The sequence below is a fragment of the Gordonia westfalica genome (genome assembly GCF_900105725.1).
GTDB lineage: Bacteria > Actinomycetota > Actinomycetes > Mycobacteriales > Mycobacteriaceae > Gordonia > Gordonia westfalica.
The window spans coordinates 974,076-992,735 of record NZ_FNLM01000036.1; the positions used below are offsets into that span (position 1 = coordinate 974,076).

At 67.6% G+C, this 18,660-nt stretch carries 16 protein-coding genes; 13 read left to right on the plus strand and 3 right to left on the minus strand.

Annotated features, from left to right (window positions below):
• Positions 1-27 precede the first annotated feature (27 nt).
• The 8 genes from BLU62_RS30645 to ahcY all read left to right on the plus strand — a co-directional run bounded on the left by BLU62_RS30645 (position 28) and on the right by ahcY (position 7,846).
• Positions 28-1,092: a PPE domain-containing protein gene (locus BLU62_RS30645; protein ID WP_074854181.1), complete on the plus strand. Its 1,065-nt coding sequence runs from the start codon at positions 28-30 to the stop codon at positions 1,090-1,092.
• Positions 1,089-1,892, plus strand: a complete 804-nt coding sequence (locus BLU62_RS30650; protein ID WP_074854182.1) for an ESX secretion-associated protein EspG — start codon at positions 1,089-1,091, stop codon at positions 1,890-1,892. The genes BLU62_RS30645 and BLU62_RS30650 overlap by 4 nt, the downstream gene beginning before the upstream one ends.
• A 118-nt stretch (positions 1,893-2,010) precedes the next feature.
• Positions 2,011-2,331 carry a WXG100 family type VII secretion target gene (locus BLU62_RS30655; protein ID WP_074854183.1) on the plus strand — a complete coding sequence of 107 codons (321 nt, stop codon included), beginning with the start codon at positions 2,011-2,013 and terminating at the stop codon, positions 2,329-2,331.
• Positions 2,332-2,360: 29 nt separating this feature from the next.
• A complete protein-coding gene (locus tag BLU62_RS30660; RefSeq protein WP_074854184.1) occupies positions 2,361-2,657 on the plus strand; it encodes a WXG100 family type VII secretion target in 297 nt (98 codons plus the stop codon).
• A gap of 201 nt (positions 2,658-2,858) precedes the next feature.
• Complete coding sequence (locus tag BLU62_RS30665) at positions 2,859-4,436, plus strand: sodium-dependent transporter (RefSeq protein ID WP_074854185.1); 1,578 nt, start codon at positions 2,859-2,861, stop codon at positions 4,434-4,436.
• A complete protein-coding gene (locus BLU62_RS30670; protein ID WP_074854186.1) occupies positions 4,436-4,615 on the plus strand; it encodes a methionine/alanine import family NSS transporter small subunit in 180 nt (59 codons plus the stop codon). Before BLU62_RS30665 ends, BLU62_RS30670 begins: the two co-directional genes overlap by 1 nt.
• 125 nt (positions 4,616-4,740) lie before the next feature.
• The gene (locus BLU62_RS30675) at positions 4,741-6,279 is read left to right on the plus strand and encodes an amino acid permease (protein WP_074854187.1); all 1,539 of its coding nucleotides are present in this window, start codon (positions 4,741-4,743) and stop codon (positions 6,277-6,279) included.
• A gap of 91 nt (positions 6,280-6,370) precedes the next feature.
• Entirely contained in the window at positions 6,371-7,846 is a 1,476-nt protein-coding gene (gene ahcY / locus BLU62_RS30680) for an adenosylhomocysteinase (RefSeq protein WP_074854188.1), read from the plus strand.
• A 99-nt stretch (positions 7,847-7,945) separates the two neighbouring features.
• On the opposite strand, the gene BLU62_RS30685 is transcribed toward ahcY, so the two are convergent.
• On the minus strand, positions 7,946-8,752 hold the full coding sequence (locus BLU62_RS30685) for a hypothetical protein (protein WP_074854189.1): 807 nt from the start codon (positions 8,750-8,752) through the stop codon (positions 7,946-7,948).
• A 129-nt stretch (positions 8,753-8,881) separates the two neighbouring features.
• Positions 8,882-9,514: a dTMP kinase gene (locus BLU62_RS30690; RefSeq protein ID WP_074854190.1), complete on the minus strand. Its 633-nt coding sequence runs from the start codon at positions 9,512-9,514 to the stop codon at positions 8,882-8,884.
• 98 nt (positions 9,515-9,612) lie between these two features.
• On the opposite strand from BLU62_RS30690, the gene mtrA reads away from it, so the two are divergent.
• The 3 genes from mtrA to lpqB are packed head-to-tail and all read left to right on the plus strand — an operon-like array spanning position 9,613 to position 13,720.
• Positions 9,613-10,290, plus strand: a complete 678-nt coding sequence (mtrA, locus tag BLU62_RS30695) for an MtrAB system response regulator MtrA (protein ID WP_004023513.1) — start codon at positions 9,613-9,615, stop codon at positions 10,288-10,290.
• Positions 10,287-11,957: an MtrAB system histidine kinase MtrB gene (gene mtrB / locus BLU62_RS30700; protein ID WP_074854191.1), complete on the plus strand. Its 1,671-nt coding sequence runs from the start codon at positions 10,287-10,289 to the stop codon at positions 11,955-11,957. The genes mtrA and mtrB overlap by 4 nt, the downstream gene beginning before the upstream one ends.
• Complete coding sequence (lpqB, locus tag BLU62_RS30705; RefSeq protein ID WP_074854192.1) at positions 11,954-13,720, plus strand: MtrAB system accessory lipoprotein LpqB; 1,767 nt, start codon at positions 11,954-11,956, stop codon at positions 13,718-13,720. Before mtrB ends, lpqB begins: the two co-directional genes overlap by 4 nt.
• A 22-nt stretch (positions 13,721-13,742) precedes the next feature.
• Here lpqB and BLU62_RS30710 read toward each other — a convergent pair whose 3' ends face one another.
• Positions 13,743-14,411: a ComF family protein gene (locus tag BLU62_RS30710; RefSeq protein ID WP_074854193.1), complete on the minus strand. Its 669-nt coding sequence runs from the start codon at positions 14,409-14,411 to the stop codon at positions 13,743-13,745.
• Between the two features lie 385 nt (positions 14,412-14,796).
• Between BLU62_RS30710 and hpf the strand changes: the two genes are divergently transcribed.
• Both hpf and secA read left to right on the plus strand, forming a co-directional pair.
• A complete protein-coding gene (gene hpf / locus BLU62_RS30715; RefSeq protein ID WP_074854194.1) occupies positions 14,797-15,618 on the plus strand; it encodes a ribosome hibernation-promoting factor, HPF/YfiA family in 822 nt (273 codons plus the stop codon).
• Positions 15,619-15,794: 176 nt separating this feature from the next.
• Positions 15,795-18,611 (plus strand): preprotein translocase subunit SecA, encoded by a 2,817-nt coding sequence (gene secA, locus BLU62_RS30720; RefSeq protein WP_074854195.1) that lies wholly within the window; start codon positions 15,795-15,797, stop codon positions 18,609-18,611.
• Positions 18,612-18,660 lie beyond the last annotated feature (49 nt).

The window sequence follows — 18,660 nt, forward strand, 5'->3', positions numbered from 1 at the left end:
CACCCACGGCCGCCGAAGGGAGGGACCATGACGAACACGACAGGACTCGGCTTCACCGGGGTGAACTGGGATCTGCGTACCAGTGAGCAACTGGCCACGGACCTCGGAGCCGGACCCGGTCCGGCCCCGTTGGCCGAAGCGGGACTCGCATGGACCGCGCTCGCCGCCGAGGTCGGCGAGGCCGGCATCGGGTATGCGGCTGTGCTGACGCGTCTGGGCCTGAGCTGGCAGTCCGCCCAGACCAGTGCGGTGTTCGAGCGTCTCACCCAGTTCGCGCCGTGGTTCGCCGATACCGCGACCGAGGCGATCGAGAATGCGGCACGGGCGGAGGCCCAGGCCGCGGCCACAACCGTCGCGCGTCTGAACATGCCCAATCTCGCGGAGGTCGAGGTCGTGGAGAAGCTCCACGAGATCGCCACCACCGCAACCGCGGTGGCGCCGATCATCGCCGGCGCGGCGGCCGAGGCCGAACGTGCTGTGGTGCAACAGCGCATGCGCGCCTCTCGTGTCATGCAGGCCTACGAGAATGCGGCGGAACCCGTGGGCAAACCGTGGGCGTCGTCGCGCCGGGCTCCGGAACTGGTGACGAGCCAGGCGCTTGCCGCGGAGAAGGCCGCAGCGGCACGGGCGGCGGCACCCAAGCCCGTCGCACCTCCGGCCACGCCGGTCGTGCCGCCGATGTTCGGCGGGCTGGGCGGTGCGTATGCGCCGCCCGCCGAGAAACTCCGCTATGCCCCGACGGTCGTGGCGAGTGCGGTATCCCCGTCCGCGACACCCGTTGCGGCGCCCGCTGGTTCAGCTGCCGCTCCGGGGCCCGGTGTGCCGCCGCCGCTGGCACCCGGGATGTCGGCGGCCGGAGATCGTGGCGCCACCATCCGCGGCGTTTCCGTCGACGCCGGTGCGTCCGACCCCGACGAGGGTCTCGCCCGAGCGTCGGACAGCCTGGACGCACCGCTCACCTGGGCCGACATCGAGACTTCGGATCGTCCTGCGGCTCACTATGTCTCGGCGCCGGATGCCGAATCGGCGAAGGTCGATCCGCGGTATCTGTCGGAGACGTTGTTGCTCGGGAATCCGGGGGACCGCGCATGATGCCGACGACCCGCGACGCCGTCACCCTCGACGCGGCCGTGCTCCGCCGTCTCGGAGATCGCTACGGTGTGCAGACGTGGCCGGTGGTCCTCGACATGCCTGTCGACGCGGAAGACGAGTCCGCGCCTTCGCCGGCCGACCGGGAGCGGGATGCGGACATCGCGACCTTCGACCTGGTGGACCACGACGAGCCCGGGCCGTGGCTGGCCACGGTCCTCCGTGTCCTGTCCCAGCCGCAGCGCGAGATCGAGATGCGTTCCTTCGCCGAATCCGGCGTGCGCCGGATATGTCTGGCGCGCAGGGGATATGAGCACGTCCTGGCCGAACGTGTCGGCGATCGGCTCGATCTCTCCGTCGTCGAGGTCACCGAAGTCGACGACCTGGGTGACCTCGTCCGTTCGCGGTTCGACGACTCGGCACAGTGCGAATTCACCGCGTTCAGTGCGCCGACCGATGAACTCGTCGAAAGACTCGGGGAATGTTCGACGAACACCGAGATCACCGACGCGCTGTACACGCTCGGCGCGCCGTTGTCCGACGCCGTCGTCATATCCGCGGCGCTCGGCTCGTGTCGAGTGCGCACCGAGATCGTCGCCTCCTCGAACGAGGACGGACGATTCTCTCGATCTTCTGGCGCTCTGGCCGTTTTCGACACCGCAAGGGGTCGACTCGTCTCGAGTCCCAGCAAGTCTCCGGACGGTCGGGTGTGGACCACCCTCTCGCCGGGTTCGGGTCATCGGATCGCGCAGGCCGTGCGCCTGCTGATCGAGACCCTCCCCGACGGGACGTGGTCGGCATGATCCGCATCGGGGGGTTCCGCGGTCCAGACCGCCGCGGAGAACAACTGTCAGGGGTATCTGTGTCACGGATACCAACGGGGGCATCGCCGATCGGTGCCGTTACACAGGAGGAAAACTCATGTTGAATCTGCCCGGAGCAGGCGGCGCCGGAGTGAAGATCGATGTCGCGGAGGGCCAGGCCACCGCGGCGGCGGTCGGCGGGATCGTCGCGGACATGAAGGAGACGATCGGGGTGATCGCCAGGCACGCGTCGAACGCGACCCCGACGTGGCAGGGCAAGGCGGGCGTGGCCTTCGACGGCACCCACACCGACTGGAACAAGGCCGCGACCACGATGAATCAGCTCCTCGATCAGATCAAGGCACAGCTGACCAACGGCTTCGCCGGCTACGAAGACCAGGACGCCGCCGCCGCCGGTGGCCTCAACATCACCGTCTGACCTGCTCTGCCTCTTCGAAAGGGACCTCAATGACCATCAACTACGATTTCGCGGCACTCGGTGACCTCAGCGGCGGACTGCAGCGGGCGTTCGCCGAGCTCGACGCCCTCAACACGCAGCTCAAGAACCAGATCGCTGCGCTCGACGGCAACTGGAGCTCGGCCGAAGCGAAGGCGGCCTACCTCGACGCACAGCTGAACTTCGACCGCATCTTCACGCAGTCGCGGGAGTCGTTGCAGTCGCTGCAGTCCGGTGTCAGCAACGCCAGCCGCACCATGTCGGACGCCGACTCCTCGCTCGCAAGCGGATTCCGCTCGCTCGGCTGAGTGAGTCGACCCGACGGGGACTCCGCGAACACGCGGGGTCCCCGTCGTCGTCGCTCGCGGCTCGGTGTGCAACTCCTCGACGGCATTCCGACAGGCCGACCGCAACACCCGCAGAGGAACGGCTCGTTGCTATAGCGTCGGAATCCGACAGTCCTCGGGCACCGGTGTCTCGAGCATCCAGCGCTCGACGAGGAGGAAGCAGTGACTTCTGCGAACGCCGCCGGAGGACAACGGGAGACCTTCACCCGGAACTCCGGTTTCATCTTCGCCGCGATCGGATCGGCGGTGGGACTCGGAAACATCTGGCGGTTCCCGGGCGTCGCCTACGAGAGCGGCGGTGGGGCATTCCTCATCCCGTATCTGGTCGCTCTTCTCACCGCGGGCATCCCAGTGCTCTTCCTCGACTACGCCGTGGGCCATCGTTTCCGCGGGACCGCGCCGCTGTCGTTTCGGCGGATCAAGAAGCCGGTCGAGGCGCTCGGCTGGTTCCAGACCGGTCTGCTGTTCGTCATCGGCGTCTACTACGCGGCGGTCATCGCCTGGGCGCTGAGCTATTTCTTCTTCTCGTTCAACCAGAGCTGGGGCGACGATCCGGCCGGCTTCTTCACCGGCGAGTACCTGAAGGTCGGCGATCCCGGTGTATCCACCACGATCGTGGGTGGCGTCGCGTTGCCGCTGATCGTCGTGTGGCTCGCCGTTCTCGCGGTGCTGCTGCTCGGTGTCGCGAACGGCATCGAGAAGGTCAACATCGTCTTCATCCCGTTGTTGTTCGTCGGCTTCGCGGGGCTGGTGATCCGCGCGATCACGCTGCCCGGTGCCGTCGACGGCCTGAACGCCCTGTTCACCCCGAAGTGGGAGGCGCTCAAAGACCTCGACGTGTGGATCGCGGCCTACAGTCAGATCTTCTTCTCGCTCTCGATCGCATTCGGCATCATGATCGCCTACGCGTCCTTCCAGCGGCGTAAGGCCAACATGACCAGCTCCGGTCTCGTCGTGGCCTTCGCCAACTCCTCGTTCGAGATCCTCGCCGGCATCGGCGTCTTCTCCGCACTGGGATTCCTCGCCTACCAGCAGCAGGTCGCGGTGTCCGACCTGGAAGGCCTCACCGGACCGATCCTGTCGTTCGTGACGTTCCCGGCGGTGATCTCGGAGATGCCGGGCGCGGCATTCTTCGGGATGCTGTTCTTCGGCTCGCTGGTGATCGCCGGCTTCACCTCGCTGATCTCGCTGATGATCGGTGTCTCCGCGGGTATCCAAGAGAAATGGGGTCTGTCCCGGACCAAGGCCGCGGTCGGCGTGTCGGTGGTGTGCGGCCTCATCTCGGTCGGATTGTTCTCGACCACCTCGGGTCTCATCGCCCTCGACACCGTCGACATGTTCGCCAACAACGTGGGCGTGGTCTCCTCGGCCATCCTGATGGCGATCATCCTGATCTGGGTGCTGCGGCGCGGAGACATGTTGCGCCACCACCTCAATGCGGTGTCGACGTTCAAGGTGGGCAAGGTCTGGCTGGGGCTGGTCGGCGTGGTCGCACCGGTATTCCTGACGATCATGCTCGTGCAGAAGGTGTGGTCGGTGATCGACGAGGGATACGAGGGGTATCCCACCTGGTACATCAACGTCTTCGGTTGGGGAACCATCGCCCTCGTCGTCGTCGCCGCAGTCGGCCTCTCCCTGCCCTCGTGGAAGGGCCGCGACGACCCCGACTTCCTGCCGTGGCCACCACTGCCCGACGGGGTTCGCGGAGCCGATCTCAAGACCAGTAAGGAGACCGTCTGATGAGTGGGATCGCCATCGTCATGCTCCTCATCTCCATCGGAATCGTGTGGGGAGGGCTCGTCGCGAGCATCATCTTCCTGAATCGCCACCCCGAGGTCGAAGGCCTGCTCGAGGACCCCGACCTCGTCCGTGACGACGAGGAACGGGCGGCGCAACCGCACCCGACGCGCGACACCTGATCTGCATCACCCGAACCTCGGTCGCTCCTGTGACCCGCGATGCGGGTTCGGCATGTGTCGACCCCCGGGTTCGATAGCCTGAAACGATCGCGGGGTGTGCGCCACCTCGGCCCGAGGAGGCAGCGATGAGCAATCCGTTCAAGCGCGTGAAGTCGGTCGAGCAGTCGATCAGCGACACCGACGAACCGGATACCAAACTCCGCAGAGATCTGACCGCGTGGGATCTCACCGTCTTCGGTGTGGCGGTCGTCGTCGGCGCCGGCATCTTCACGCTCACCGCGCGCACCGCCGGCAATCTCGCCGGCCCCTCGGTGTCGCTGGCGTTCGTGCTGGCCGCGATCGCGTGCGCACTCGCCGCGCTCTGCTACGCGGAGTTCGCGTCGACGGTTCCCGTCGCCGGCAGCGCGTACACGTTCTCGTTCGCGACTTTCGGCGAGTTCATCGCCTGGGTCATCGGCTGGGACCTCATCCTCGAATTCGCCCTGGCCGCGTCGGTGGTCGCCAAGGGGTGGTCGCTCTACCTGGGCAACATCATCGGCTCGTCGGCGTCGGTACAGCTGACCGATTCGATCGGCTTCGACTGGGGGGCGGTGCTGCTGATCGCCGTGCTGACGGTCCTGCTCGCGTTCGGCACCAAGCTGTCGTCCCGGGTGTCCCTGGTCATCACGGCCATCAAGGTCTTCGTCGTCCTGCTGGTCATCGTGGTCGGCGCCTTCTACATCAAGGTGAAGAACTACGACCCCTATGTGCCGCCGCCCGCGGGCCCCAGCGAGGGGGACACCGGTCTGCACCAGACGCTCTTCTCGGCGATCACCGGAGCCGAGGGCAGCACCTTCGGCTGGTACGGCCTCCTGGCCGCCGCGTCGCTGGTGTTCTTCGCGTTCATCGGTTTCGACGTCGTGGCAACGACCGCGGAGGAGACCAGGAATCCGCAGAAGGCGATGCCGCGCGGCATCCTGGCGTCGCTCGCGATCGTGACCGTTCTCTACGTCGCCGTCAGCCTCGTCGTGTCCGGGATGGTCCCGTACCCGGAGCTCGCCGACAAGACCGACCCGGTGACCGGGGAGGTGACGGGATCCACGCTCACCACGGCGTTCGAGGCGAACGGGGTGACCTGGGCCGGCTGGGTGATCGACCTGGGGGCACTCGCCGGCCTGACGACGGTCGTGATGGTGCTGCTACTCGGTCAGACCCGCGTCGGGTTCGCCATGGCGCGCGACGGTCTGTTGCCCCGCGCGTTGGCGCACACCGGACGACGCGGCACACCGGTGCGCTTCACCGTTGTCGTCGGCGTCATCTCGGCGGTGCTGGCCGCGTTCTTCCCGATGGGCACCCTGGAGGAGATGGTCAACATCGGGACCCTGTTCGCGTTCGTGCTGGTGAGTGTCGGGGTCATCGTCCTCCGCCGCACCCGGCCCGATCTCGAGCGCGGCTTCCGGGTGCCGTTCGTCCCGCTCGTCCCGATCCTCTCGATTCTGGCCTGCCTGTGGCTGATGCTGAACCTGTCCGTCGAGACCTGGATCCGATTCGTGGTGTGGATGGCGGTGGGCGTCGCCGTCTACTTCGCCTACGGATACCGCCATTCGGTCTTCGCCCGGCGTGAGCGTGGTGAGGACGTCGGAACGGCGGGCGTCGCGGCCGAAGACGCCGGGCCCGGCACCTGACCATGGGCTCGGCGGGCGCGGTCCGATAGCCTGGATCGAACGCATATCGCGCTGCGCACGCGGCGTCCGACGCGAACGACAAGGGGATCAGATGACGACTGCTCAGGACGAGCTGAAGGCCGACACCCGTAACGGGATCGACTACAAGGTGGCCGATTTGTCCCTGGCGGACTTCGGCCGCAAGGAGATCGAGCTCGCCGAGCACGAGATGCCCGGACTGATGGAGCTGCGTCGCGAGAACGCAGATGTCCTGCCGCTCAAGGGTGCTCGTATCTCCGGATCGCTGCACATGACCGTCCAGACCGCCGTGCTGATCGAGACGCTCGTCGCGCTCGGCGCCGAGGTTCGCTGGGCGTCGTGCAACATCTTCTCGACCCAGGATCACGCGGCCGCGGCGATCGTCGTGGGGCCGCACGGCACCCCGGACGAGCCGAAGGGCGTCCCGGTGTTCGCATGGAAGGGCGAGACCCTCGAGGAGTACTGGTGGGCCGCCGAGCAGATGCTGACCTGGCCCGAGGCCGACAAGCCGGCCAACATGATCCTCGACGACGGCGGCGACGCCACCATGCTGGTGCTGCGCGGTGCCGAGTTCGAGAAGGCCGGCGTGGTGCCGCCCGCCGAGGACGATCACCCGGCCGAGTACCAGGTCTTCCTCGAGCTGCTCCGCAAGCGCTTCGAGTCCGACAAGAACAAGTGGACCACGATCGCCGAGTCGGTCCAGGGCGTGACCGAGGAGACCACCACCGGCGTGCTGCGGCTCTACCAGTTCGCCGCAGCCGGTGAGCTGGCGTTCCCCGCCATCAACGTCAACGACTCGGTCACCAAGTCGAAGTTCGACAACAAGTACGGCACCCGCCACTCCCTGATCGACGGGATCAACCGCGGCACCGATGTTCTCATCGGCGGCAAAAAGGTCCTGATCTGCGGTTACGGCGACGTCGGCAAGGGCTGCGCGGAATCGCTGGCCGGCCAGGGCGCCCGCGTCCAGGTCACCGAGATCGACCCGATCAACGCGCTGCAGGCCCTGATGGACGGCTACGACGTCGTCACCGTCGAAGAGGCCATCGGCAACGCCGACATCGTCATCACCTCGACCGGCAACCTCGGGATCATCACACTCGACCACATGCGCCAGATGAAGCACCAGGCCATCCTGGGCAACATCGGACACTTCGACAACGAGATCGACATGGCCGGCCTCGAGCGTTCGGGCGCCAAGCGGATCACCGTCAAGCCGCAGGTCGACCAGTGGATCTTCGAGAACGGCAAGTCGATCATCGTGCTGAGCGAGGGTCGTCTGCTCAACCTCGGCAACGCGACCGGCCACCCGTCGTTCGTGATGAGCAACAGCTTCTCCAACCAGGTCATCGCGCAGATCGAGCTGTGGACCAAGAACGACGAATACGACAACGAGGTCTACCGTCTGCCCAAGCACCTCGATGAGAAGGTCGCGCGCATCCACGTGGAGGCGCTCGGTGGAAAGCTGACGAAGCTCACCAAGGAGCAGGCCGAGTACATCGGCGTCGACGTCGAGGGTCCGTACAAGCCGGAGCACTACCGCTACTGAGCTGAACCCCCTCCGCAAACCCACCCTTTTTCGGCAGATCCACCACCCTCAGCGGGGGTGGAAATGCCGAAAAAGGGTGGGTTTGCGGCGTTTTCGGAATCAGGTGCCGATGTCGGGTTCGGCGTCGGGGCAGTAGATCCACGAGCCGCGTTCCTTCAGGAACCGCTCCTTGGACTTCTCGGATTCGGTGCGCCTGCTGCCCTTCTCGAGATGCGACACGACCTCGGACTGTGCGACGTTGCCGTCGAACACGGTCCCGAGGAACCCGTCGAGCACGATGATGCCGTCGTCGGTGGGCGGCGGGCCGGTGATGCGGTCGCGCGACTGCGTGCAGACCGCCGCCTTCATGCGCACGACGTGACGGGCATTGCGTGCCGCCACGTAGTTCTGCAGAGCCGCTCGGATCTGGGCGATCGACGCGTAGTCGGCGGATTCGGGGGCAGAGGTGTCCTCGGCGCTCGTGGAACCACCGGGCGAGGTGCTCGGTGAACTGCTGGACGAGGTGCTCGCGCCGGTCGCCACCGACGATTCGTCCGGTCCGGAGGTCGTCACCACGAGGGTGGCGACGAGGGCGACCAGGGCGATCGCTGCGACCCCGCCGGTGATCCACGCGACGATCGCGCCGGTGTTGCGTCGGGGTGGTGGGGGACCGTAGGGACCCTGGGGTCCGGCCGGGCCTCCGTAACCGCCACCCGGTGCGTGCGGGCCCGGTCCCGGGACGCCGTAGGGGGGAGGAGTTCCGTACGGGCCGTAGGGTGGTCGCGGCCCAGACGCGGGAGGATACTGCCCGGGATACGGTCCACCCGGCTGTTGCCCGCCGGGACGGGGACCCTGCGGGCCGTATCCGGGCCGGCCGGGCCCGAACGGCGGCGGTGCACCACCGGGCGGTGGTGGCTGAAAGGTCATGCGTCCCCCTCCGCAGTCATTGATTCAGGCTAGCGAAGTGTCGTGACGACGGCAGCGACCGGTCGTCCGGGCGGCGTTCGTCCGAATGACGCCTGCGGGGGTGCCCTGCGGTCGGGGAATACGGTCTGGTCAGCGACTCAGGAGATCGGCCAGCGCGGTGACGTCCTCGCCGTCGTACTGATGCCACGGCGACGTCCAGTTGTCCTCGGCGAGCCGGCGGTACACCGCGTCGACGCGGCGCTGCAGGTCGCTGTCGCGTTCGTAGGCGTCGCGGGTCCGGCTCGCGTCACCGGCGGCCCGGCTCCGGGCCCGCTGCATCGCCACCTCGGCGGGCACCCCCAGCAGGACGTGCCGGTCGGGTACGGGCATGGCGAACCGACCGTACTCGAGATCGGCGACCCAGCGCACGACCTCGCCGTCGGCTCCCTGGTCCAGACGTCCGGCGTTGTAGGCGGCGTTGGACGCGACGTAGCGGTCGAGGATGACGATGTCGTTGGCCTCGGTTGCCGCGGTGATGTCCGCGGCGGCCCCGGCCCGGTCGAGCGCGAAGAGCAGCGCCATCGCGTACACGCTGTCACGTAGGTCGCCGTGTGCACCGTGCAGCGCCTCGGAGGCGATGTCGGCGGTCGCCGACTGCCCGTAGCGCGGGAAGGTGAACGTCGCGACGCGCAGACCCGACGACGTCCAGCGCTCGACGAGACCGGTGACCAACGTGTTCTTACCGGCGCCGTCGAGGCCCTCCACCGCAATCAACTGACCCACGCGGAGGAGTCTATGAGGTGGGACCAATCAGGCCGGAACGTCCTCCTCCGGCGCGTCATTCACCACGCTTTCATCACGATGGTGTCACCATTGAACACATGAAGCCTCGCATCCTGGTCGTCGACGACGACGCCGCTCTCGCCGAGATGCTGACGATCGTGTTGCGCGGTGAGGGTTTCGAACCCTTCGTGGTCGGTGACGGAACGCAGGCACTCACCGCGGTGCGGGAGATCCGTCCGGATCTCGTGCTCCTCGACCTCATGCTCCCGGGCATGAACGGCATCGACGTGTGCCGTGTGCTGCGCGCCGACTCGGGTGTCCCGATCGTCATGCTGACGGCGAAGTCCGACACCGTCGACGTCGTGCTGGGTCTCGAATCCGGCGCCGACGACTACATGGTCAAGCCGTTCAAGCCGAAGGAACTCGTCGCACGGGTGCGCGCCCGCCTGCGCCGCACCGACGAGGAACCGGCCGAACTGCTCTCGATCGGCCCGGTGGAGATCGACGTGCCCGCGCACAAGGTCACCCGCGACGGCGTGCCGATCTCGCTCACCCCGCTCGAGTTCGATCTGCTGGTCGCCCTCGCACGCAAGCCGCGCCAGGTCTTCACCCGCGACGTCCTGCTGGAACAGGTGTGGGGCTACCGCCACCCGGCGGACACTAGACTCGTCAACGTGCATGTCCAGCGTCTACGCGCGAAGGTCGAAACCGACCCGGAGAACCCTGAGGTCGTTCTGACTGTGAGGGGGGTCGGCTACAAGGCCGGCCCGCCGTGATCGGTCGATCCAGACGACGGGTCAACAGCACCTTCGGACGCCTCACCCGCGCTGCCGGCGCTGTCGGACGTGCCTTCGGGCACATCTGGCGGCGCTCGTTGCAGTTACGGGTCGTGGCGTCGACGTTGCTGCTGTCGGTCGTCGTGCTCCTCATCCTCGGTTTCGTGCTCGTCTCCCAGATCACCGATCGTCTCCTCGATGTGAAGCTGGCCGCGGCGACCGAAGAGATCGACCGCGCCCGCATCTCGGTGGAACGCGACCTGTCCAGCGGCGCGGGCAACATGTCCGTCCAGAACCGGTTGCGGCAGACGCGCTCGTTGCTGACCGATCGTGATGCCGACTCCGGACAGCCCTCCGGCACCGTCGGAGCGTTCGACACCGTGCTGCTCGTTCCCGGCTCCTCGGAGGGCAGCGCGTCCGGCGGCGTCGGCCCGACCGCCGAGGTGCCGTCGAACCTCCGCGACATGGTCCGTGGCGGACAGGTGGCCTACCAGTACACGCAGGTTCCCGACGGTTCCGGCGGACATGCGCCGGCGTTGATCGTGGGCACGCCCACCAACTCGTCGGTCCCCGGTCTCGAGTTGTATCTGGTGTTCCCGCTGACCGCCGAACAGAACACCGTCGACCTCGTCCGCGGCACCCTGCTGACCGGCAGCATCGTGCTGCTGGGTCTGCTCGCGGCGATCGCCTGGCTCGTCTCGCGGCAGGTCGTCATCCCGGTGCGGTCGGCGTCCCGGATCGCCGTCCGCTTCGCCGACGGCCGCCTCAAGGAACGCATGCCGGTGCGCGGTGAGGACGACATGGCCCGGCTCGCGATGTCGTTCAACGACATGGCCGAGAGCCTGTCGAAACAGATCACCCACCTCGAGGAGTTCGGCGGCCTGCAGCGCCAGTTCACCTCCGACGTCAGTCATGAGCTGCGGACGCCGCTCACGACCGTGCGGATGGCCTCGGATGTTCTCTACGAGGGTCGCGACGATCTCGATCCGGTCCGGAAGCGTTCGGTCGAGCTGCTGGACAAGGAACTCGACCGCTTCGAGACCCTGCTCAACGAACTGCTGGAGATCTCGCGGCACGACGCCGGTATGGCCGAGCTGGCCGCCGAGCGGATGGACATGGCGATCCCGATTGACGGCGCGCTCGCCACCGTGCGACATCTCGCGGAGGAGACCGGGACCGAGCTCGTCCTCGATCTGCCGGCCGAACCGGTCCTGGCCGAGATCGATCCCCGTCGCGTCGAACGGATTCTGCGGAACCTGCTCGCCAACGCGATCGACCACGGTGAGCGGAAGCCGGTGACCCTCACGATGCGGTCCGATGGCGACGCGGTGGCGATCACCGTGCGTGATCAGGGCATCGGGCTCCGGCCGGGGGAGGAGAAGCTGGTGTTCAACCGGTTCTGGCGCTCGGACCCGTCGCGGTTCCGGCGTTCCGGCGGCACCGGTCTCGGACTGGCCATCAGCATCGAGGACGCCCGCCTCCACCAGGGCCGGCTCGAGGCGTGGGGCGAACCAGGCAAGGGCGCGTGCTTCCGGTTGACCGTGCCCCTGGTGCGCGGCCACAAGGTGCTCGGTTCGCCGCTGCCGCTGAAATCCGTCGGCTCGGTGCCCCGGGCCGCCGCCAAGACGAGTAGCCGAACACCAGGCGCGGAGGCTGGTACCGAATGAGCTTGGTACGACGTCCGGAACATCCCCGGCGGGGTGTTCTCGGGTTGGTGATCGCCGTCGCGATGGCGATCGTCGCGATGGTCGTGGTGTCCGCGTGCGGGTCGATCCCGAACGACTCGTCACCACAACCCATCAAGTCCTTCCAGCGGGAGGGCGCGACCAACGCCGCTCCGGTGCCGCAGCCGGACATGGACCCGGAGGCCCTCGTGCGGGCGTTCCTGAAGTCCACGGTGGACCCCGATTCCGGCCACGACGCCGCGCGCGCCTTCCTCACCCCGGTGGCCTCTCAGCAATGGGACGACCGCGGTGACGCGCTGATCCTCGACGAGATCAGCATCTTCGTCGATCAGCGCAACGAGGATGCCGTGCGCATGAGGCTGACCGGCGACAACGTCGGCACCCTGAAATCCGACGGACAGCTGCTCCCGGCGTCGGGCCGGGTCGAGACCAGCATCAGCCTGACCCGTCAGGGCGACCAGTGGCGCATCGACGGGCCGCTGCCGAACGGGACGATGATCGACCGCGACCAGTTCGACAACACCTACCGTCCGGTCTCGCTGTACTACTCCGACCGCACCGGCCGACGACTCGTCCCGGACCCGCGCTGGTTCTACGCGGGTCAGGCGACCGATCCCACCGTTCTGGTCAACCGGCTCATCGCCGGGCCGGCGGCCGATCTGTCCGCGGCCGTCGACAGCGGATTCCCGAGCGGGGCCACGCTGCGCGGACCGGTCGTGGGCCTGGCCGGTGGCGGGGTTCGCATCGATCTCAACGGCATCGGCAACGCGTCGAGCAGGGACCGTACGGTCCTGGCGGCACAGATCGTCTGGACCCTCGACGGCGCCGACATCTCGGGGCCGTACGTGATCGACGCCGACGGTGCGCCGCTGGCCGCCGAACGTGCGTCGGGGTGGCAGCCCGCCGACGTCCGCTCCTTCGACCCGAACGCGGTGCCGTCCACCGACGTGGGACTCAACATCGTCACCGGTGGTGCGTTGCGCGCGGTGACCGACACCGCGACGGTGCCCGTGCGGGGTCCGCTCGGATCGTCGCGTGACGTGCGGACGGCGGCGATCTCCGACAACGGCGCGCGGGTGGCCGCGGTCCGCGCGGTGGGCGCCGACCGCCGGCTCGAATGCGTGATCGGCGACTACGGCGGCGATGTCGGACCTATCGTCAGCGGCGTGTCGATCACCCGGCCGTCCTTCGGTGCGGACGAGAACTCGGTGTGGGTCGTCGTCGACGGCAAGCCCATCCAGTGGCAGCGCGAGGACGACGGCACCCAGACCGTCCCGGTCGAGGCGTCGTCGATCCCGACCGTGGCCCGCGGGGCCATCACGGAGATGCAGGTGGCCCCGGACGGCGTCCGGGCCGCGCTCGTCGTCGGCGGGCAGATCGTGTTCGCGGTGCTGTCGACGAACGCCGAGGGGCAGGTGTCGCTCACCAGCCCCCGGATCGCGGCCTACAACATCGGCAATCGTGCGGTGTCGCTGGACTGGGCGTCGCCGACGACCCTCGTCATCGCGCGCGAGGCCCCTGAATCGCCGGTCGTGCAGCTGTCGATCAACGGCACTCCGGCGGTCGGCCTGCTCAGCGGCAACGTGTCCCCGCCGGTGCGGGCGGTGGTGGCGAATGCGTCGACCATCTATGTCGGGGACCAGCGCGGCGTGCTGCGCCTCGGCAGCAACAACGGGCAGCCCGATCAGTACTGGACCGAGGTCGAGCCGGCCATGATCGCCGGGGCGATCCCGGTCCTGCCCTGATCTCCCGGGCGGCCGTGTCGTCCTAGGCGGCGGCCAGGACGACGACCGCCGCGACCCCGATCCCGGCCGCGCGCAGTACGCGCACCGACTCGGCTGCGGTGGCACCGGTGGTCATCACGTCGTCGATCAGCAGCGCCGGGGCGCCGGGCGGTGGACGGGGGCCGGCGCGCAGGCGGACCGCGCCCGCGAGGTTGCGGGCCCGCGAGCGGGCGTCGAGTCCGGCGGAGTCGCGGGCGGTTGCCGCCGTCACCAGCAGCGGCGCCACGACGACCCGCGACCCGAGTAGGGGAGCCGCGTGTCCGGCGATCGCGGTGACCCGGTCGCCGCCCCGACGCCGGGCGCTCATCCGCCGCGTCGGCGCTGGGATCAGCGCCAGGTGATCCGCGTCGGGCATCTCGCCCCAGCCCGCGAGGACCCGCACGGCGTGGGCGAGTGCGACGCCCAGCGGCGGGATCAGATCACGCCGATCGTGTTCCTTGACCGCGATGATCCCCTGTCGGTGAGGACCGCGGTAGCGGCCGAGTGCCCACACCGGAACACCCGGCGGAATGCGCGGACGGACGGCAACGGGGGCGTCGTGCCACGCGGTCTCGCAGCGCCGGCACCATGGCGTCCCCGGGCGCCCGCAGCCGCCGCAGACAACGGGAAAGACCAGATCTGCCGCCGCGGCCGGCACCTGCCGCCAGGTCATGTCCCGACCCTAGGCCCGGCTCCGGGCCGAACCCGGCGACGGCGTGCCGGCTGTGGACAGATCCGGCCGGGGCGGCCCATGTGTCGAGACCTTGGGATCACCCCCTGATGGGTCCTCGTGCCCCACTTGTCCCGACATGTCCGACTCGGCCGTGCAAAACGTGGCCGATACCCGAACTTGCGACTACGGTCGTGGGTACATCAGGTTGCCGGGAGGACAATAGGTCCCCGCACCGCAGACGACGCTCAGTCGGGAGGTGATGCCCCTGTCGATGAGTGCCAGCTGTCAGCTGGCATGGACGCATCCTCGGTGTCGATCAAATCATCGGTGCGACAACAGATCACGATGACCCAACCGCTCCGGGAACAATTCAGGAGGTAGTTGAATGTCCACAGTCATCCACCGCAAAGGCCAGCGCGAACCCAAGATCGCGGACGCAAGGCCGACAGTGGAAGAGGGCCTCGAGCCCGATCACCAACCCGCCCAGACCGACTCCTTCGACCCGGAGTTCGCGTTCGTCCGTCCGCCCGGAACCGAGGACTCGGACGAACCTGCCGAGCCCACAGCGAAGCTCGTGTTCAGCGGCCGCAACGTCGAGATACCCGACCACTACCGCATCTACGTCGGCGACAAACTCGCTCGTCTCGAGCGCTTCGATCCGACGATCTACCAATTCGACGTCGAGCTGAACCACGAACGTAACCGGAGACAGTCCAAGGTCTGTCAGCAAGTCGAGATCACCGCGAAGGGCAAGGGCCCGATCGTGCGTTCGCAGGCCTGCGGTGAGAACTTCTACGCCGCCCTCGAACGCTCGCTGGACAAGCTCGAGTCCCGCCTGCGCCGGGTGAAGGACCGCCGCCGCGTGCACCACGGAAACCGTCGCCCGATCTCGGTGGCGGAGGCCACCGAGATAGGTGCGCCGCTGCTTCGCGACAACCAGTTGACGGTGGATGGGCACGTCGGTGATCCCGGCATGCTCGAGTCCACCAGACGCGGGAAATGGGACGAGGACGCCGACGATCACACACCAGGTCAGATCGTGCGTGTGAAGGAGCACACGGCGGTCCCGATGACCGTCGACGACGCGCTCTACGAGATGGAACTCGTCGGGCACGACTTCTTCCTGTTCCACGACAAGGAGTCCGACAAACCGTCGGTGGTGTACCGCAGGCATGCGTTCGACTACGGCCTCATACGGCTGACCTGAACGCGGGCTGAGCCGCTCCCGCCGGTGGCCGGGACGAATCCGAAGAGATGAAGTCCGCGGTTTCGTGCCGGTCGATCAGGGTCTGCTCAGCTCACCTCGCTAACATGGGATCCGGTCTGTGCGTTCGCACGGGCCGGATTCCGTGTGTTTTCTACAGGTGAGGGACTCGATCCACGGTGCTGAACAAGCTGTTGCGTGTCGGCGAAGGCCGCATGGTCAAGCGACTCGACGCGATCGCGTCGCACGTCGAGGCGCTCTCCGACGAGTTCGAAGCGCTCTCCGACGCCGAACTGCGAGCCAAGACAGACGAGTTCAAGAAACGTATCGCCGACGGCGCGACGCTCGACGAACTGCTGCCCGAGGCCTACGCGACGGCCCGCGAGGCGGCGTGGCGCGTGCTCGACCAGAAGCACTTCCACGTGCAGATCATGGGCGGCGCGGCGCTGCACTACGGCAACATCGCCGAGATGAAGACCGGCGAGGGCAAGACCCTCACCTGTGTGCTGCCCGCCTACCTCAACGCGTTGTCGGGCGACGGCGTCCATGTCGTCACCGTCAACGACTACCTCGCCAAGCGCGACTCGGAGTGGATGGGACGCGTGCACCGCTTCCTCGGCCTCGAGACCGCGGTGATCCTCACCGGCATGTCCTCGGCCGCGCGCCGGGAGGCCTACGCCGCCGACATCACCTACGGCACCAACAACGAATTCGGCTTCGACTACCTGCGCGACAACATGGCGCATTCGCTCGCTGATCTCGTCCAGCGCGGCCACTCCTACGCGATCGTCGACGAGGTCGACTCGATCCTCATCGACGAGGCCCGCACCCCGCTGATCATCTCGGGTCCCGCCGAGGGCTCGAGCAAGTGGTACACGGAGTTCGCGCGGATCGCGCCGCTGCTCGAGAAGGATGTCCACTACGAGGTCGACATCAAGAAGAAGACGATCGGCGTGCACGAGGCGGGTGTCGAGTTCGTCGAGGACCGCCTCGGCATCGACAACCTGTACGAGGCCGCCAACTCGCCGCTGGTCAGCTACCTGAACAACGCCATCAAGGTCAAGGAGCTGTTCCAGCGCGACAAGGACTACATCGTCCGCAACGGCGACGTGATGATCGTCGACGAGTTCACCGGACGTGTGCTGGACGGCCGCCGCTTCAACGAGGGTCTGCACCAGGCGATCGAGGCCAAGGAAGGCGTCGAGATCAAGGCCGAGAACCAGACTCTCGCCACGATCACCCTCCAGAACTACTTCCGTCTCTACGACAAGCTGTCGGGGATGACCGGTACCGCCGAGACCGAGGCCGCCGAGTTCGACCAGATCTACAAGCTCGGTGTGCTGCCGATCCCGACCAACCGTCCGATGATCCGCAAGGACCAGGGCGACCTGATCTACAAGACCGAAGAGGCCAAGTTCGCCGCGGTCGTCGACGACATCGTCGAGCGTCACGAGATCGGCCAGCCGGTGCTCATCGGTACCACCAGCGTCGAGCGGTCGGAGTACCTGTCGCGGCAGCTGAAGAAGCGCGAGGTCCCGCACAGCGTCCTCAACGCGAAGTTCCACGAGCAGGAAGCCCAGATCATCGCCGAGGCCGGTCGCCTCGGTGCGGTCACGGTGGCCACCAACATGGCCGGCCGCGGCACCGACGTCGTGCTCGGCGGCAACCCGGACATCATCGCCGACACCCGACTGCGGAAGGCCGGGCTCGACCCGGTTCACACGCCCGACGAGTACGAGGCGGCCTGGGACGAGGCCATCGAGGTCGCTCGCACCGAGGCGGCCGACGAGGCCGAGGCCGTGCGCGAGGCCGGCGGTCTCTACGTGCTCGGCACCGAACGGCACGAGTCCCGTCGTATCGACAACCAGTTGCGCGGCCGCTCGGGCCGCCAGGGCGACCCGGGCGAGTCGCGGTTCTACCTGTCGGTCGCCGACGAGCTGATGCGCCGCTTCAACGGCGGTGCGCTCGAGGCGATCATGAGCCGTCTGCCCGACGACGTGCCGATCGAGGCCAAGATGGTCACCAAGGCCATCCGCAGCGCTCAGACGCAGGTCGAGCAGCAGAACTTCGAGATGCGCAAGAACGTCCTCAAGTACGACGAGGTCATGAACGAGCAGCGCAAGATCATCTACGCCGAGCGCCGCCAGATCCTCGAGGGCGAGGATCACCACGAGCAGGTCAAGCAGATGATCGACGACGTGGTCAGCGCCTACGTCGAGGGCGCCACGGCCGAGGGCTACGCCGAGGACTGGGATCTCGACGAGCTGTGGACCGCCCTGCGCACCCTGTACCCGATCGACCTCGATCCCAAGGCGGTCGTCGGGGAGACGGAATACGGTGAGCGCGACGACATCTCGGCCGACGAACTGCGTGAGACCCTCGTGGCCGACGCGAAGGCCGCCTACGACAAGCGTGAGAAGGCCATCGACGAGATCGCCGGCGAGGGTGCGATGCGCCAGCTCGAGCGCAGCGTCCTGCTGAGCGTCCTCGACCGCAAGTGGCGCGACCACCTGTACGAGATGGATTACCTCCGCGAGGGCATCCACCTGCGTTCGATGGCACAGCGCGACCCGGTGGTCGAGTACCAGCGCGAGGGCTTCGACATGTTCAACGGCATGCTCGAAGGCCTCAAGGAGGAAGCGCTCGGCATCCTGTTCAACGCCCAGGTGCAGACCGAACAGCCCGCTCCTGCGGCGCCCCTGCCCACCGCTGCCGACCTGCGTGCAGCGGTCGGCGCCGGTGCACCCGCGCCGGTACCGGCCGACTCCGGTTCGCAGGTGCCCGCGGCACTCCGCGGTTCCGGGGCCTCGAACGGCGATGTGCCGATGACGTTCTCCGGACCGGACGAGGGTGGCGGCACGGTAGTCCACTCCGAGGAGGAGGAACTGTCCGGTGCCTCCGAGTCGGCGAGCCGTCGCGAGCGTCGTGCGGCCGAGCGGGCGAACACCAAGGGCAGCCGTCCGAAGCCGCCGAAGGCCAAGAAGCAGCGCCGCTGAAAAAATCTCGGGTGTGAATGGAACCTGACAGGGGAGTGGCTGCGTCCAA

What these genes read in the sequence shown, in the direction of transcription:
- BLU62_RS30685 (WP_074854189.1), bottom strand. Translation starts at nt 8,752, where the DNA reads ATGACCTTTCAGCCACCACCGCCCGGTGGTGCACCGCCGCCGTTCGGG.
- BLU62_RS30670 (WP_074854186.1), top strand. Translation starts at nt 4,436, where the DNA reads ATGAGTGGGATCGCCATCGTCATGCTCCTCATCTCCATCGGAATCGTG.
- BLU62_RS30645 (WP_074854181.1), top strand. Translation starts at nt 28, where the DNA reads ATGACGAACACGACAGGACTCGGCTTCACCGGGGTGAACTGGGATCTG.
- BLU62_RS30675 (WP_074854187.1), top strand. Translation starts at nt 4,741, where the DNA reads ATGAGCAATCCGTTCAAGCGCGTGAAGTCGGTCGAGCAGTCGATCAGC.
- hpf (WP_074854194.1), top strand. Translation starts at nt 14,797, where the DNA reads ATGTCCACAGTCATCCACCGCAAAGGCCAGCGCGAACCCAAGATCGCG.
- mtrA (WP_004023513.1), top strand. Translation starts at nt 9,613, where the DNA reads ATGAAGCCTCGCATCCTGGTCGTCGACGACGACGCCGCTCTCGCCGAG.
- BLU62_RS30660 (WP_074854184.1), top strand. Translation starts at nt 2,361, where the DNA reads ATGACCATCAACTACGATTTCGCGGCACTCGGTGACCTCAGCGGCGGA.
- ahcY (WP_074854188.1), top strand. Translation starts at nt 6,371, where the DNA reads ATGACGACTGCTCAGGACGAGCTGAAGGCCGACACCCGTAACGGGATC.
- lpqB (WP_074854192.1), top strand. Translation starts at nt 11,954, where the DNA reads ATGAGCTTGGTACGACGTCCGGAACATCCCCGGCGGGGTGTTCTCGGG.
- BLU62_RS30710 (WP_074854193.1), bottom strand. Translation starts at nt 14,411, where the DNA reads ATGACCTGGCGGCAGGTGCCGGCCGCGGCGGCAGATCTGGTCTTTCCC.
- BLU62_RS30655 (WP_074854183.1), top strand. Translation starts at nt 2,011, where the DNA reads ATGTTGAATCTGCCCGGAGCAGGCGGCGCCGGAGTGAAGATCGATGTC.
- BLU62_RS30650 (WP_074854182.1), top strand. Translation starts at nt 1,089, where the DNA reads ATGATGCCGACGACCCGCGACGCCGTCACCCTCGACGCGGCCGTGCTC.